General features: G+C 72.5%; 11 protein-coding genes. 4 read left to right on the forward strand and 7 right to left on the reverse strand.

What is annotated here, in order from left to right; genetic code table 11:
• The first annotated feature begins 426 nt into the window (after positions 1-426).
• Both dxs and F4562_RS27020 read left to right on the forward strand, forming a co-directional pair.
• On the forward strand, positions 427-2,346 hold the full coding sequence (gene dxs, locus F4562_RS27015; protein ID WP_184541667.1) for a 1-deoxy-D-xylulose-5-phosphate synthase: 1,920 nt from the start codon (positions 427-429) through the stop codon (positions 2,344-2,346).
• A gap of 301 nt (positions 2,347-2,647) precedes the next feature.
• Positions 2,648-4,114 carry an amino acid permease gene (locus F4562_RS27020; RefSeq protein ID WP_184541665.1) on the forward strand — a complete coding sequence of 489 codons (1,467 nt, stop codon included), beginning with the start codon at positions 2,648-2,650 and terminating at the stop codon, positions 4,112-4,114.
• Between the two features lie 69 nt (positions 4,115-4,183).
• On the opposite strand, the gene F4562_RS27025 is transcribed toward F4562_RS27020, so the two are convergent.
• Positions 4,184-6,256 carry a 3-hydroxyacyl-CoA dehydrogenase NAD-binding domain-containing protein gene (locus F4562_RS27025; protein WP_184541663.1) on the reverse strand — a complete coding sequence of 691 codons (2,073 nt, stop codon included), beginning with the start codon at positions 6,254-6,256 and terminating at the stop codon, positions 4,184-4,186.
• Positions 6,253-7,452 carry a thiolase family protein gene (locus F4562_RS27030; RefSeq protein ID WP_184541661.1) on the reverse strand — a complete coding sequence of 400 codons (1,200 nt, stop codon included), beginning with the start codon at positions 7,450-7,452 and terminating at the stop codon, positions 6,253-6,255. Before F4562_RS27030 ends, F4562_RS27025 begins: the two co-directional genes overlap by 4 nt.
• Before the next feature lie 202 nt (positions 7,453-7,654).
• On the opposite strand from F4562_RS27030, the gene F4562_RS27035 reads away from it, so the two are divergent.
• Positions 7,655-8,647, forward strand: a complete 993-nt coding sequence (locus F4562_RS27035; protein WP_184541657.1) for a LacI family DNA-binding transcriptional regulator — start codon at positions 7,655-7,657, stop codon at positions 8,645-8,647.
• A 218-nt stretch (positions 8,648-8,865) separates the two neighbouring features.
• Here the strand turns inward: F4562_RS27035 and F4562_RS27040 are convergent, their stop codons facing one another.
• The 3 genes from F4562_RS27040 to F4562_RS27050 are packed head-to-tail and all read right to left on the reverse strand — an operon-like array spanning position 8,866 to position 11,968.
• Complete coding sequence (locus F4562_RS27040) at positions 8,866-9,699, reverse strand: sugar phosphate isomerase/epimerase family protein (RefSeq protein WP_184541655.1); 834 nt, start codon at positions 9,697-9,699, stop codon at positions 8,866-8,868.
• Positions 9,696-10,829 (reverse strand): dihydrodipicolinate synthase family protein, encoded by a 1,134-nt coding sequence (locus F4562_RS27045; protein ID WP_184541653.1) that lies wholly within the window; start codon positions 10,827-10,829, stop codon positions 9,696-9,698. Before F4562_RS27045 ends, F4562_RS27040 begins: the two co-directional genes overlap by 4 nt.
• Positions 10,826-11,968, reverse strand: coding sequence for a Gfo/Idh/MocA family protein (locus F4562_RS27050; protein ID WP_184541651.1), 1,143 nt, complete (start codon positions 11,966-11,968; stop codon positions 10,826-10,828). The genes F4562_RS27045 and F4562_RS27050 overlap by 4 nt, the downstream gene beginning before the upstream one ends.
• Before the next feature lie 437 nt (positions 11,969-12,405).
• Between F4562_RS27050 and F4562_RS27055 the strand changes: the two genes are divergently transcribed.
• Positions 12,406-12,897, forward strand: coding sequence for an ATP-binding protein (locus F4562_RS27055; protein ID WP_246473576.1), 492 nt, complete (start codon positions 12,406-12,408; stop codon positions 12,895-12,897).
• A gap of 16 nt (positions 12,898-12,913) precedes the next feature.
• Here the strand turns inward: F4562_RS27055 and F4562_RS27060 are convergent, their stop codons facing one another.
• Both F4562_RS27060 and F4562_RS27065 read right to left on the reverse strand, forming a co-directional pair.
• Positions 12,914-13,549: a response regulator gene (locus F4562_RS27060; RefSeq protein ID WP_311734002.1), complete on the reverse strand. Its 636-nt coding sequence runs from the start codon at positions 13,547-13,549 to the stop codon at positions 12,914-12,916.
• Positions 13,546-15,513: a sensor histidine kinase gene (locus F4562_RS27065; RefSeq protein ID WP_184541647.1), complete on the reverse strand. Its 1,968-nt coding sequence runs from the start codon at positions 15,511-15,513 to the stop codon at positions 13,546-13,548. The genes F4562_RS27060 and F4562_RS27065 overlap by 4 nt, the downstream gene beginning before the upstream one ends.
• Between the last annotated feature and the right edge of the window lie 56 nt (positions 15,514-15,569).

A 15,569-nucleotide genomic window follows, 5' to 3' on the forward strand; every position in this document is an offset into this window, starting at 1 on the left:
AGGTCCGGTAGGAGGCCGCGCTCCCCGCGCGGATCCCTCCGGCCTGGCAGGTGACGCCGGGCAGGGTGCCGGTGCGGTAGAGCGGGCTTGCCGTGGCCGCCGCGCGGCCGGCTGGGGGCGCCTGGGCCCCGGCGGTGCCGGTGCCCCCGGCGGGCGTCGCGACGGCAACGGGGGCACCCTGCTGCGCGACCGGAGCTGACCAGGCCGATGGGACGGCGGCATTGGCGACGTCCAGTCCCGTGACCAGGGCAAACAGCAGCGGAGCAACAACAAGCGGTGCGAGTTGCCTAAGGGGGAGTGTTTTCATGGTGCGCTAAAGGTTATTGCAAGTGGGGATAAAACGTGCAGAATCCCCTCCTCTGGCGGCAGCGCCGCCCAGCCGAACTAGACTCGACGCGACGGTGCTTGAACAGAGGGGATGATTCCGTGAGCGAGCTGACCGGGCAGCCTGGGAGTCTTCTGGAGTCGGTCAAGGGGCCACAGGATCTCAAGCTGCTGGGTGCGGACGAACTGCCCCGGCTCGCCGCGGAGGTCAGGGACCTCCTCATCAGCTCCACCGCCCGCACCGGCGGGCACCTCGGCCCCAACCTGGGCGTCGTGGAGCTGACGATCGCGATCCACCGGGTCTTCGACTCCCCGCGCGACCGCATCCTGTGGGACACCGGCCACCAGGCGTACGTGCACAAGATGCTCACCGGCCGCGCCGGGCGCTTCGACACGCTCCGCCAGGAGGGGGGCCTGTCCGGCTACCCCAGCCAGGCCGAGTCCGAGCACGACATCATCGAGAACTCCCACGCCTCCACCGCGCTGTCGTACGCCGACGGCCTGGCCAAGGCGTACCGGCTGCGCGGCGAGGACGACCGCACGGTCGTCGCGGTGATCGGCGACGGGGCGCTCACCGGCGGCATGGCCTGGGAGGCGCTCAACAACATCGCGGCGCAGAAGGACCTGCCGCTGGTCATCGTCGTCAACGACAACGGCCGCTCCTACTCGCCCACCATCGGCGGGCTCGCCTCCCACCTGGCCTCGTTGCGCGCCTCCCAGCGCTACGAGGACATGCTCGACTTCGTCAAGGACAACCTGAACAGGGTCCCGCTCGTCGGCCCGCCCGTCTACGACGCCCTGCACGGGGTCAAGAAGGGCCTCAAGGACGTCCTGGCCCCGCAGGTGATGTTCGAGGACCTCGGCCTGAAGTACATCGGGCTGGTCGACGGCCACGACGAGCAGGCCGTCGAGGGTGCGCTGCGCAGGGCCCAGGCGTTCCGCCGCCCGGTCATCGTGCACGTGCTCACCAAGAAGGGCTTCGGCTACTCGCCCGCCGAGAACCACGACGAAGACTGCTTCCACTCGCCGGGCGTCTTCGACCCGCTGACCGGCGAGGAGAAGCCCAAGCCGCACGGCTGGACGAACGTGTTCAGCCAGGAGATCGTCCGGCTGGCCGCCGAACGCCGCGACATCGTGGCGATCACCGCCGCGATGCTCGGCCCGACCGGCCTGATCCCGTTCGCCGAGGCGTACCCCGACCGGCTCTACGACGTGGGCATCGCCGAGCAGCACGCCCTCACCAGCGCCGCCGGCCTGGCCCTCGGCGGGCTGCACCCGGTGGTGGCGGTCTACGCCACCTTCCTCAACCGGGCCTTCGACCAGCTCCTCATGGACGTGGCCCTGCACCGGCTCCCGGTCACGGTCGTGCTCGACCGGGCCGGCGTCACCGGCGACGACGGCGCCAGCCACAACGGCATGTGGGACCTGTCGATCCTGCAGGTCGTCCCCGGCCTGTCCATCGCCGTCCCGCGTGACGAGCCGCGTCTGCGCGAACTGCTGGCCGAGGCGGTGCGGGTCGACGACGGTCCCACCGTCGTGCGCTACCCCAAGGGGCCGGTGGGCCCGGAGATCGAGGCGGTCGGCCGCCTCGGCGAGATGGACGTGCTGCGCGCCGGCGACCCCGACGTGCTGCTCGTGGCCGTCGGCCCGATGGCCGAGATCTGCATGGACGCCGCAGGTCTGCTCGACGCGCAGGGCATCTCGGCCACGGTGGTCGACCCGCGCTGGGTCAAGCCCCTGGACGAGGCCCTGGTGCTGGCCGCCCGCGCGCACAAGCTGGTCGTGGTGGTCGAGGACGGCGGCCGGGTGGGCGGCGTCGGCGACGCGGTCGCCCGGATGCTGCGCGACGCCGACGTCGACGTCCCGGTCCGCACCTACGGCATCCCGCAGCGTTTCCTCGACCACGCCAAGCGGGCGAAGATCCTCGGCGACATCGGTCTGACCGCCCAGGACATCGCCCGTGAGATCACCGAGGCGGTCGCGAAGCGCTCCCCGGTGCTGGAGAACCACCCCGCCCGCTGACCCTTCGCCTCCCGCCTCGCCGGGCCGGGTCCGCTCGTGAAGGGACCGGCCGTTGGTGAAGGGCCCGGCCGGAGGTCGGCCGTGGGGAGTCCGGGCCGGGTCCGCTCGGGGGCGGTCCGTCTCCGCCGCCGGGCCCGGCTCGGGCGGGCGGTCTCCTCGCTGCCGTTTGCCGGTTCTGCACCCATTGAGGAGAAGGTCGGCACTTTCGGGAAAGACCCCTTTCTTGCCGTTCGTCCGGTGATCCGGTGGGCATGACCTGATGCATCGACGATGGTGATGCGGGACGGTCAAAGGGGGGGCCATGGGTTTTCTGCGTGTCAAGTCCGTGGAACAGTCGATCCTGGACACCGAGGCGCCCGAACATCGGCTGCGCAAGGACCTCAGTGCGACGGACCTGACCGTCTTCGGCATCGGCGTCATCGTGGGCACCGGGATCTTCGTGCTCACCGGCCGGGTCGCCAGGGAGACGGCCGGGCCGGCCGTCGCGCTGTCGTTCGTGATCGCGGGCATCGTCTGCGCGCTGGCCGCGCTCTGCTACGCGGAGTTCGCCTCCACCGTGCCGGTGGCGGGATCGGCCTACACCTTCGCCTTCGCCACCCTCGGCGAGTTCCCCGCCTGGATCATCGGCTGGGACCTGATGCTGGAGATGATGCTCGGCGCCGCGGTCGTCGCGGTCGGCTGGTCGGGCTACCTGACCTCACTGCTGACGTCCCTCGGGATCACCCTGCCCGCCACGATCGCCGGGGAGGGGGCGACGTTCAACCTGCCCGCGGCGCTCATCGTGCTGCTCCTCACCGCGGTCCTGGTCCTGGGGATCAAGCTGTCCTCCCGGGTCAACCTGATCATCGTGACGATCAAGGTCGCGGTGGTCCTGCTGGTCATCGTGGCGGGGCTGTTCTTCGTCAACGGCGCCAACTACTCGCCGTTCATCCCGCCCTCCACCCCCACCCCCGCCGTGGAGGGGCTGGCGGCCCCGCTGATCCAGGTGCTGTTCGGGGTCACCCCCGTCGCGTACGGCGTGCTGGGCATCTTCAGCGCCGCGGCGATCGTGTTCTTCGCCTACATCGGCTTCGACGTGGTGGCCACCGCCGCCGAGGAGACCAGGAACCCGCAGCGTGACCTGCCGATCGGCATCCTCGCCTCGCTGGGCGTCTGCACCCTGCTCTACGTCGCCGTCTCCCTGGTCGTCGTCGGCATGCAGCCCTACCGGCAGCTCAGCGAGGCGGCGCCGCTGGCCGACGCGTTCAAGGCGGTGGGCCAGACCTGGGCCGCGTCGCTGATCAGCATCGGTGCCCTGGCCGGGCTGACGACCGTCGTGATGATCCTGATGCTGGGCATGTCACGGGTGATGTTCGCGATGTGCCGCGACAACCTGCTGCCGAGCCGGCTGGCCAAGGTCCACCCGCGGTTCGGCACCCCGTACCTCATCACGATCATCATGGGCGTCGTGGTCGCGTTCCTGGCCGGGCTGGTACCGCTGAGCACCATCGCCGAGCTGGTGAACATCGGCACGCTCTTCGCGTTCGTGGTCGTCTCGCTCGCGGTGGTCATCCTGCGCCGCACCCGGCCCGACCTGCCGCGTTCCTTCCGCACCCCGCTGGTGCCGCTGGTGCCGGTCCTGTCGGTGCTCGCCTGCCTCTACCTGATGCTCAACCTGCCGGTGGAGACGTGGGTCAGGTTCCTGGTGTGGATGGTCATCGGGGTCGTGATCTACCTCGCGTACGGCTACCGGCACAGCAGGCTGTCGGAGCGCGTACTGCGGAGCTGACGCCGACGCCCCGGCCCTCCGGGAAGGAGAACCGGGACGCGGGTCCGTGTCAGGCGGCGCCGGAGGGCGTCAGGCGGGCACCGAGGCCACGCCCGGCGACAGGAAACGCGGTTCGGCGACGCCGGTCCGGTCCAGGTACGGCGTGACGCCGCCCAGGTGGAACGGCCAGCCGGCCCCCAGGATCATGCACAGGTCGATGTCCTGCGGCGCCGAGACCACACCCTCGTCGAGCATGACGCGCACCTCCTCGGCGAGGGCCCGCAGCGCCCGCAGCCGCACCTCCTGTGCCGTCGACGGGGACGTACCGCCCGAGAAGAGGGCGACCGCCTCCGGGTCCAGCGAGAAGTCGGGAGCGTAGACGCCGGGCTTGCCCGCCGCGACCAGCCGGGCGAGGTTCTCCGACACCCCGTAGCGGGACGGGAACGCCTCGTGCAGCGTCTCGGCCACGTGCAGCGCCACGGCCGGGCCGACCAGTTGCAGCAGCGCGAACGGGGTCATCGGCAGGCCGAGGCCGTCCAGCGCGTGGTCGGCCACCTCCAGCGGGGTGCCCTCGTCCACGGCGCCGATCACCTCGCCCATGAACCGGGTGAGGAGCCGGTTCACCACGAACGCGGGGGCGTCCTTGACCAGCACCGACGACTTCCGCAGCGACCGGCCGACGGCGAAGGCGGTGGCCAGTGCGGCGTCGTCGGTCTCCGTCCCCCGGACGATCTCCAGCAGCGGCATCACCGCGACCGGGTTGAAGAAGTGGAAGCCCACCACGCGCTCGGGGTGCCGCAGGCCCGCCGCCATCTCGGTCACCGACAGCGAGGAGGTGTTGGTGGCCAGCACGCACTCGGCGGAGACGACCTCCTCCACCTCCGCGAAGACCTTCTTCTTGACCTTCATGTCCTCGAAGACGGCCTCGATGACGAAGTCGGCGTCCGAGAAGGCGTCCTTGGTGAGCGAGCCGGTCACCAGGGCCTTGAGCCGGTTGGCCTGGTCGGCGGAGACACGGCCCTTGGCCAGCAGCTTGTCCACCTCGGCGTGCACGTATCCGACGCCCTTGTCGAGCCGCTCCCGGTCGAGGTCGGTCAGCACCACCGGGACCTCCAGGCGGCGGGCGAACAGCAGCGCCATCTGCGAGGCCATCAGGCCCGCGCCGACCACGCCGACCTTGGTGACCTTGCGGGCGTGCGAGGCGTCCGGGGCACCGGCGGGCTTCTTGGCCCGGCGCTGCACCAGGTCGAAGGAGTACAGGCCGGCGCGGAGCTCGTCGCCCATGAGGAGGTCGGCCAGCGCCCGGTCCTCGGCGTCGAACCCCTCGTCGCGGGAGGCGGTGCGGGCCAGCTCCACCAGGTCCAGCGCCCGGTACGGGGCGGGCGAGGCGCCGCGCAGCTTCAGGTCGACCAGCGCGCGGGCGTCGGCGACGGTCGTGGACCAGTCGACGCCGGTGTGGTCGGCGCGGGAGACGGTCACCTCGCCGCGCAGCACCCGGGCCGCCCAGCGCAGCGACTCCTCCAGGAAGTCGGCCGGTTCGAACATCGCGTCGGCGACGCCCAGCGCGAAGGCGTCCGGGCCCTTGATCGTGCGGTTCTGCGCGAGCGGGTTCTCCACGATCAGCTTGATCGCGGCGGCCGGGCCGATCAGGCGGGGCAGCAGCTGGGTGCCGCCCCAGCCGGGGACCAGCCCGAGGAAGCACTCCGGCAGCGCCACCGCGGGCACGCCGGAGGAGATGGTCCGGTAGGTGCAGTGCAGCGCGACCTCCAGGCCGCCGCCCATGGCCGCGCCGTTCACGAACGCGAACGACGGCACGTCCAGCTCGCCCAGGCGGCGGAACACGTCGTGACCGAGCCTGCCGATCTGGAGCGCCTGCTCGCGCTCGGCGATGAGCGCGGCGCCCTTGAGATCGGCACCGACCGCGAAGATGAACGGCTTGCCGACGACGCCCACCGCCGCCAGGTCCGTCCGGCCTGCGACCGTGTCGAGGGCCTCCTTCAGCGAGGTGAGGCCGCCGGGGCCGAACGTGGAGGGCTTGGTGTGGTCGAAGCCGTTGTCCAGCGTGATCAGGGCCATGGTGCCCGCGCCGTACGGCAGCTCGACGTCGCGGACGGTCGCCCGGGTGACGACCTCGTCGCGGAAGATTTCCCTGATGTCCGTCACTTCGCACCTTCCCAGCTGAGGTTCTCCCAGATGACCGTTCCGCCCATGCCCATGCCGACGCACATCGTGGTGACGCCGTAGCGGACGTCGGGGCGTTCGCCGAACTCGCGGGCGAGCTGCGTCATCAGGCGCACCCCCGAGGAGGCCAGCGGGTGGCCGAAGGCGATGGCGCCGCCGTACGGGTTGACCCTGGGGTCGTCGTCGGCGATGCCGAAGTGCTCCAGGAAGGCCAGCACCTGCACGGCGAACGCCTCGTTGATCTCGAACAGCCCGATGTCGGAGACGGAGAGCCCCGCCAGGCGCAACGCCCGCTCGGTCGAGGGGATCGGCCCGACGCCCATCACCTCGGGGTCGACGCCCGCGAACGCGTAGGAGACCAGGCGCATCTTGGGGGCCAGGCCCAGCTCCGCGGCGACGTCGGAGGCGGCCACGATGCAGCCGGTGGCCCCGTCGTTGATCCCGGAGGCGTTGCCCGCGGTGACCCGGCCGTGCGGGCGGAACGGGGTCTTCAGCGAGGCCAGCGCCGAGAGCGTGGTGCCGGGACGCGGCGCCTCGTCCACCGTGGCCAGGCCCCAGCCCTTCTCGGCCGACCGGGTGGCCATCGGGACCAGGTCGGGCTGGATCCTGCCGTCGGCGTACGCCTTGGCGACCTTCTCCTGGGAGGCCACCGCGAAGGCGTCCGCGCGCTCCTTGGTGATCGTCGGGTAGCGGTCGTGCAGGTTCTCCGCGGTCATCCCCATCACGAGGGCGGAGCCGTCGACGAGCTTCTCGGCCAGGAAACGGGGGTTGGGGTCGACGCCCTCGCCCATCGGGTGGCGGCCCATGTGCTCGACGCCGCCGGCGATGGCGACGTCGTAGGCGCCGAAGGCGATGCCGCCGGCGACCGTGGTCACCGCGGTCATCGCGCCGGCGCACATGCGGTCGATCGCGTAGCCGGGCACGCTCTTGGGCAGCCCGGCCAGTACCGCCGCGGAACGGCCGATGGTCAGGCCCTGGTCGCCGATCTGCGTGGTGGCCGCGATGGCCACCTCGTCGACGCGCTCCGGAGGCAGGCTCGGATTACGCCGCATCAGTTCGCGGATGACGCGGATCACCAGGTCGTCGGCGCGGGTCTCGGCGTACAGGCCCTTGGGGCCCGACTTGCCGAAGGGTGTGCGCACACCGTCGACGAATACGACGTCACGAGACGAAGGCACGGGGTTCGCTCCTCGTTGCTGGGTGGCTTCCCGACATATGCTACTCGCCGGTAACAAGACGTGACGCGTCCGGGCCCCGCGAGGCGAGTAGGTTGTCCTCGGCGGCGTGTGCAGGCATGACCCCCGTCCGGCCGAGTGTGCCCGGGGTGCGCGGGCCGCGCATCTCTGGCAGACTTGGAAAACGCTTTCCGGGAGGTTGTCGGTGGTCACGCTTGAGGATGTCGCCCGGCACGCGGGCGTCTCGCTCGCCACGGCGTCACGGGTGCTGAACGGCAGCACCCGGCAGGTGGGCGCCTCCCTGCGGGAGAAGGTGGAGGTGGCCGCGGCCCAGCTGGGCTACCGCACCAACGTGGCCGCCCAGACCCTCGCCCGCGGAGCCAGCAACGTGATCGGCCTGGTGGTGCACGACCTCACCGACCCGTACTTCGCCGCGATCGCCGACGGCGCCATGCGCGTCGCCGAGCGGCAGGGACTGATGGTCATGGTCGGTACCACGCACCGCGACCCCCAGCGGGAGATCGCCTACGTCTCGACCCTGAACGCGCAGCGGGTCCGCGCCGTACTGCTGGCCGGGTCCCGGCTCACCGACACGCAGGTGACCCGCCGGCTCCGCGAGGAGCTCGACCGCTACCGCGAGACCGGCGGCCGGGTGGCGTGCGTCGGCCAGGACATGCTCGGGGTCGACACCGTGGCGCCGGGCAACCGCGAGGGTGCCGCCGCGCTCGCCCGTGCCCTGGCCGGGCTCGGGCACCGCGGCTTCGCGATCCTCGCTGGCCCCGAAGGGCTGATCACCGCCCGCGACCGGGTGGCCGGGTTCACCGAGGAGCTCCACCGGCTGGGCCTGCCCGATCCGCTCGTGCTGCACGGCTCCTTCGACCGCGACGGCGGCTACGGGGCGGCCACCCGGGTCTCCGGGGTCACCTGCGTCTTCGCCGTCAACGACGTGATGGCGGTGGGTGCGCTCGCCGCCTTCCGCGACCGGGGGATCCGGGTGCCCGAGGACGTCTCGGTGGCGGGCTTCGACGACATCTTCACCCTGCGGGACCTGGTCCCCGCCCTGTCCACCGTGCGTCTCCCCCTCGCCGACATGGGCGCCCGCGCGCTGGAGCTGGCCCTCGACGCGGCCGAGGAGGCCAGGGTCGAGGGGGTGGCCGGCGAGGTCGTGCTGCGCGCGAGCACCCGCGCTCTCGGCTGACGGCGGGCCTGGTCGACGGTGGGGCCGGCTGGCGGTGGCTCGGTCGACGGCGGGCCTGGCTGACGGTGGGCCCGGTTGGCGGCGGGGCCGGCTGACGGTGGCCTGGCTGACGGTGGGCCCGGTTGGCGGCGGGGCCGGTCCCGGGAAGCCCAGGCCGGAGCGGTCCCGGAGAGATCCCGGCCCCGGAGGTTTCCCCGCGGCCGGGCCCGCCCGCGGTGTCAGCCTCCGACGAGCTCGCCGAACCTGGCCTTGACCAGGGCCAGCACCTCGTCGGGGTCGGCCGCCCACACGTCGGCGTTGAAGATCTCCACCTCGATGTCCCCGGTGTACCCCGCCTCGGCCACCGCCCCGGTCAGCGGCGCGAAGTCGATCACACCGTCGCCCATCACGCCCCGGCCGAGCAACACGTCCGCCGGGAGCGGTGAGAGGAAGTCGCACACCTGGTAGCTCGCGATCCGGCCCGCGGCCCTGGCGATCTGCGCCATGACCTGCGGGTCCCACCACACGTGGAAGGTGTCGACGACGACGCCGACCTGCTCGGGAGGATGCGGTTCGGCGAGGTCCAGCGCCTGGCCGAGCGTGGACAGCACGGCCCGGTCGGCGCAGTACATCGGGTGGAGCGGTTCGAGCGCGAGCCGCACCCCGCGCTCGCCCGCGTACGGGGCCAGCTCGGCCAGCGCCTCGGCGACCCGTTCCCGCGCGGCGGGCAGGTCACGGGAGATCGTGCCCAGCGGCTCGCCGGGGACCACGCCGGGCAGCCCGCCGACCACCATGACCAGGCACGCGGCCCCCAGCTCCGCGGCCTCGTCGATCGCCCTGCGATTGTCGTCCAGGGCCTGCCGGCCGCCGGAGGTGAGGAAACCGCCCCGGCACAGCGACGACACCCGCAGCCCCGCGTCGGCGACCAGCTTCACGGTCTCCGCGAGGCCCTGGGCGGTGACGTCCTGCCGCCACAGGCCGATGGCCTCGACACCGTGCCGCACGCACCCGTCGACGGCCTCGGCCACCGACCACCGCCTGGTGGTCCACTGGTTCAGCGACAGACGGCTCACAGCCCGTTCACCGCCAGCAGGGCACGCATCCGGGAGACCGCCAGCTCCGGGTCGGTCAGCAGCCCGGCCCGGTCGGCCAGCCGGAAGACCTCGACGAGATGGGGGAGCGAGCGGGCCGCCTGGGCACCGTTGACCATGGCGAAGGCGTCCTGGTGGCCGTTGAGCCAGGCCAGCAGGACGATGCCGGTCTTGTAGTTGTAGGTCGGCGCCTCGAAGATCTTCCGGGAGAGGGGGACGGTCGGTTCCAGGATCTCGTCGTACCGTGCCAGGTCGCCCGCGTCGAGCGCCTCCAGGGCCGCCGCGGCGGCGGGGGCGATGGCGTCGAAGATGCCCAGCAGCGCGTGGCTGCCCGACCTGATCAGCGAGGGGTAGTTGAAGTCATCGCCGGTGTAGAGCCGGACACCCTCCGGCAGCGCCGCGCGCAGCCCGATCTCGTGCTCGGCGTCCAGCAGCGAGACCTTGACCCCGTCGACTTTCGGCGCGTGGTCGCGGATCAGCGCCAGGAACGACGCGGTAGCCCCGGCCACGTCCCGCGAACCCCAGTAGCCGGCCAGGCTGGGGTCGAACATCTCGCCCAGCCAGTGCAGGATCACCGGCCGGTCCACCTGCGACAGCAGCTCGCCGTAGACCCGGTGGTAGTCCTCCGGGCCCCGCGCGAGCGCCGCGAGCTGCCGGCTGGCCATGACGATGACCCCCGCGCCGGCGTTCCTGACGGTCTCGATCTGCTCGGTGTAGGCCGCCGTGACCTCGTCCAGGGTCCGGGCGTGCGGCGCGTGGTCGGTGCCGGCGCCGCACGACACCAGCGTCGCCGCGTCGCCGAACGCCTTGGCCTCGGTGGCGCTGCGCTGCACCAGCTCGCGGGTGGCCGCCCAGTCGAGGCCCATGTTGCGCTGGGCGGTGTCCATGGCGTCGGCGATCCGCAGCCCGTGGGACCACAGGTGGCGCCGGAAGCGCAGCGTGGCGTCCCAGTCGACGGCGGCGGGGGAGCCGGGGACGTTGTCCCCGAGCGGGTCGGCGACCACGTGGGCGGCGGCGTAGACGATCCGGCTCGTCGCGGGCCCGGCGGGTCTGGCCCAGGTCACCGGCTCGCGCAGGGTGTACTCGCCGCTCGGCAGCGCGATCCTCGTCACGGCTCCACCACCAGACGGCGGCCCTCGGCACAGGAGCGCAGGCCCAGCTCGGCCAGGCGGACGCCGCGCGCGCCGGAGGCGAAGTCGTACGGGAAGGACGCGTCCTCGGCCACGTGGCGGACGAACATCTCCCACTGGACCTTGAACCCGTTGTCGAACTCCTCGTTGTCCGGCACCTCCTGCCAGGCGTCGCGGAAGCGCGCGGTGACGGGCAGGTCGGGGTTCCAGACCGGCTTAGGGGTGGTGGCGCGGTGCTGGACGCGGCAGTCGCGCAGGCCCGCGACGGCGCTGCCGTGCGTGCCGTCCACCTGGAACTCCACCAGCTCGTCGCGGTTCACCCGGACGCTCCAGGAGGAGTTGATCTGCGCGACGATCCCGCCCTCCAGCTCGAACACGCCGTAGGCGGCGTCGTCGGCGGTGGCGCGGTAGGCCCGGCCCTGCTCGTCCACCCGCTCCGGGATGTGGGTGGCGGTCTGGGCGTAGACCGACCGGACCCGGCCGAACAGGTTCTCCAGCACGTACGCCCAGTGCGGGAACATGTCGAGCACGATGCCGCCGCCGTCCTCGGTGCGGTAGTTCCACGACGGCCGTTGCGCGGCCTGCCAGTCGCCCTCGAAGACCCAGTAGCCGAACTCGCCGCGCACCGACAGGATGCGGCCGAAGAAACCCCCGTCGACGAGGCGCTTGAGCTTGAGCAGGCCGGGCAGGAACAGCTTGTCCTGCACCACGCCGTTCTTCACCCCCCGGGCGGTGGCGGCGGCGGCCAGCGCCCGCGCGTCCTCGAAGGTCTCGGCGGTGGGCTTCTCCACGTAGACGTGCTTGCCCGCCTCGATCGCCTTGAGCACGGCCTTCACCCGTGCCTGGGTGACCTGGGCGTCGAAGTAGATCAGGTTGCCGTCGTCGGCGAGGGCGGCGTCGAGGTCGGTCGTCCAGTCGGCGATGCCGTGGTCGGCGGAGAGCTTCGCGAGTTTGTCGGGGCTGCGGCCCACCAGCACCGGCTTGAGCAGCACCCGGCCGCCGCCGGACAGCGCCACACCGCCCTGCTCGTTGATCGCCAGGACCGACCGGACCAGGTGCTGACGGTAGCCCATGCGGCCGGTGACACCGTTCATCACAACGCCGATGCTTCGGGTGGACATCTTCTCCAGCCTCCTATGGAAAGCGCTTTCCAGGTCACCGTACGGCAGCCGCCCCGCCTGCGGCAAGCACCTGCCGCCGGGGAGAGGTGTGATCTACGTCAATGCCGGAGCCGCCTGCGGGGGAAACCGGAACGGATCGCGGCGCCGGAAGCGCGATCCCGGCGAGGATTCGGTGACGGCTGCCGTCCGCCCCGGTTCGCAGCCATGGCGTCCCCGCTCATCCCGTGGATTCCCTGTCCACCCGGGGGGGCCGCCCCGCCGCCGGCGGCCGGACCTCCGGTGGTTATGTCCTTTTCCTTCCCGGGGGGTGGAAAGCACACGGAACCCTGTATCAAGCGTGTGCCGAGTTCGCCACCGGCGGTAGCCGGCGTCTGCCATTCTCGACAGGGCAGGCGCCAAGGCTGCGGTTCATGGAATCCCGGTGGAGGGCTTCAGGCATGCAACCGAAAAAGCTCCTAGAGACGTTTCTGGACAGTGCCCACCGGTCCGTCGGTCAGGCACGCCGCGAGGTGCGAGAACGGCTCGGCCCGGATCACCCCCTCGTGGAGGACGTCGTCCAGGTGGTCTCCGAGCTGGTGGCCAACGCCGTCGACCACGCCGACCACGGCACGGTGGACGACCTGATCGGCCTGACGGTGACCCTCACCGCCGACTCCGTCCTTGTCGAGGTCTCCGACCCCGGTTCCGCCGCCAGCTCACCGCACATCCCGCGTGACCGCTCCGCCGCCGCCGAGGACGGCCGCGGCCTGCTCATCGTCGACCGGCTCTCCGAGGGGCGGTGGGGCACCCGGGAGCACGGGCGCGGGCTGGGCCGGACCGTCTGGTGCACCGTGCCCCGAACCGTGCCCCGAACCGTGCCCCGCGCCGTACGGGAGTCACCCGCCGACGAGACGCCGCAGCCGTTGTCGCGCGAGGTCACCCCGCAGTGAGACCGGCCGCGCGGACTCAGTCGCCGAGGCCCGCGCGGCGGGCCCGGAGCATGGCCTGTGCCCGATCCGCCACCTGAAGCTTGGCGAAGACCGAGGTCAGGTGGTTCTTGACGGTCTTGTGGCTGATGAAGAGCGTCCTGGCGATCTCGGCGTTGGTCCGGCCGGAGGCCAGCAGGTCGAGGACCTCGCGCTCGCGCGGGGTCAGCTCGGGGAAGGGCGTCGCCTGCGTCGTGCCGGTGAGGAAACGCCGGATGCGGCGGGCCACGGCCGGGCCGTACACCGCCTCGCCCCGGGCCACCGCCTGGACGGCGGCGATCAGGTCGCCGCCGCCGGTGCCCTTGAGGACATACCCCCGGGCACCCGCGCGCAGGGCGGCGAAGACCGAGCCGTCGTCCTCGCTCATGGTCAGCACGAGCACCCCCAGCTCGGGGCGCCGGTCGATCAGCTGCCTGGTCGCCTCGATCCCCGAGGTGCCCGGCATCACCAGGTCCATCAGCACCACGTCCGGGTCGAGGGAGAGCGCCAGGGAGACCGCCTCGTCACCGGTTCCGGCCTCGCCGACGACCTGCGTGCCGCCGACCTGCTCCAGCAGCGCGCGCAGTCCGTGCCGGAAGAGCGGGTGGTCGTCCACCACCAGCACCCGGATGCTCACGTCGGCTCCTCCCCGTGGGGTGGTCGTGGGCGGAGGGGGCGCCCCAGCGGGAGCACCGCCTCCACGGTCGTGCCCCCACCGGGGCCGGACGTCCTGGTGAGCGTGCCGCCGAGCTCCGCGGCGCGCTCACGCATGCTGGATGATCCCACGCCTTCGACGAGGGTGCCGGGCAGCCCCCGGCCGTCGTCGTGGATCCGCAGGACCAGGTCTCCGTCCGCGGTGCTCACCGCGACCCCGATCCGGGACGCCCCGGCGTGCTTGACGGCGTTGGTCAGGGCCTCCTGGGCGATCCGGTAGGCCGCGACCTCCACCGCGGCGGGCAGCTCCGGAAGCGGCCGGCCGATCTCGACGGAGACCGCGGCCTCACCGTCGAGATCCAGGGTGAGATCCTCCAGTGCGCCGTCCAGGCCGAGCTCGTCCAGGGCCGAGGGACGCAGGTCGTGCACGATGCGGCGGACGTCGCCGACGAGCTCCCGGGTGAGCCCGCCGACCTCCGCCAGCGGCTCGCGCAGCGCGGCGGGCGCGCCGGCCGCGATCAGGTCGAGCCGTACGCCGATGGCCGCCAGACCGGGCCCGAGACCGTCGTGCAGGTCACGGCGGAGTCTGCGCCGCTCCTCCTCCCGGGCGAGGACCAGCCGCTCCCGGGACTCCTGCACCTCCCCGGCCAGCCGCACCGCCGCCAGCGCGACGGCCAGATGGCGGGCGAGGTCGCCGAGCACGGCGAGGTCGGCTCGGGACAGCTCCTCCCCCCGCGACCGGTACGCGGCGCGCAACTCGCCCTCCTCGTGTCCGCCGCTCTGCAGCGCCAGCCGTGCCCCTTCCGCGGGGACGCCGCCGAAGACCGACACCGGTGTGCCGTCCGCGGCGAGCACGGCCACCGAGGGCAGCCGTAGCGTGCGCGCCACGGTCTCGGCGGCCCCGTCGAGCAGCCGGGTCGGCTCGGCCGACGCCTCCAGCCGCTGGCCGAGCTGCGACAACGCGGAGGCCGGATCCCCGCGGTCGCCGAACAGCAGGCGGCCCACCGCCCGTTGCACCGCCGCGCGCGCCGGGCTGAAGGCCACCGCGACCACCGCTGTGGCGAGCAGGTCGCCGCCCCAGCCGAGCAGGGTGCGGACCGTGGCGACCGTGACCAGATAGGCGCCCAGCAACAGGGCGGTGACCAGGGCGTAGACGAAGGTGCGGCGCAGCAGCAGCTCGACGTCGAACAGCCGGTAACGGAGGATCGAGACCGCGGTGGCCACCGGCAGCAGCGGCAGGGTCAGCACGTCCAGCCACGCCCAGACGGGGTCGGCCCACACCGAGGTGACGACGGTGGACAGCGCGATGACGACCGCCGCGGCCAGCACGGGCAGGAGCTGACGGCGATCCTCGGCCCGCCGGATCCGCACGGCCAGCGCACCCACCCCCGCGACGGCCAGCGCACTGATCACGATCCCGGTGGAGACCGTGAGGAACGGCGTGGGGATGAAGCCGAAACGGCTGGGCTCCTCACGCCCCCACAACCAGGTGCGGTCACGGAACATCAGCAGGACCTGGAGCACGGCCAGCGCCAGAACCAGGGCAGTCACGGCGGGCCGCCACCGCGGCGACGGCGGGCGGCCGTCCGGCAGCAGGATCGGCAGCAGGAACAGGGGCCCGAAACCGAGGAAGAACACCCAGTTCGCCGTCCAGGCGGCCCAGCCGGTCCCCGCCCAGCCGTGGATCCCGCCGTGCACCGCGTACCCGCCGGCCAGCGCCTGGGCGGCGAGCCCGGAGCCGGCCAGGCAGAACAGCCAGCCGAGCGGGTTACGGGGCCTGCGGGTGGCGAGGAGCGCGCCGGGCAGCGGGAAGGCGACGCCCCCCACGGCGTCCAGCACCAGATAGGCGACGTCCCCGACGGGCCGCTGGACGGTCATCGCCACGCCCGCCGCGACCGCCACGCAGCACAGCACCGGGATCGTCCACGGCCACCAACGGCTTCTCACCCGAACATGGTGGGGCCCTTCGAAGCGGCGGGCAATGGGACCCCGGTCCCGGTCCC

This window comes from Streptosporangium becharense (assembly GCF_014204985.1).
In the GTDB taxonomy this organism is placed as follows: Bacteria; Actinomycetota; Actinomycetes; order Streptosporangiales; family Streptosporangiaceae; genus Streptosporangium; species Streptosporangium becharense.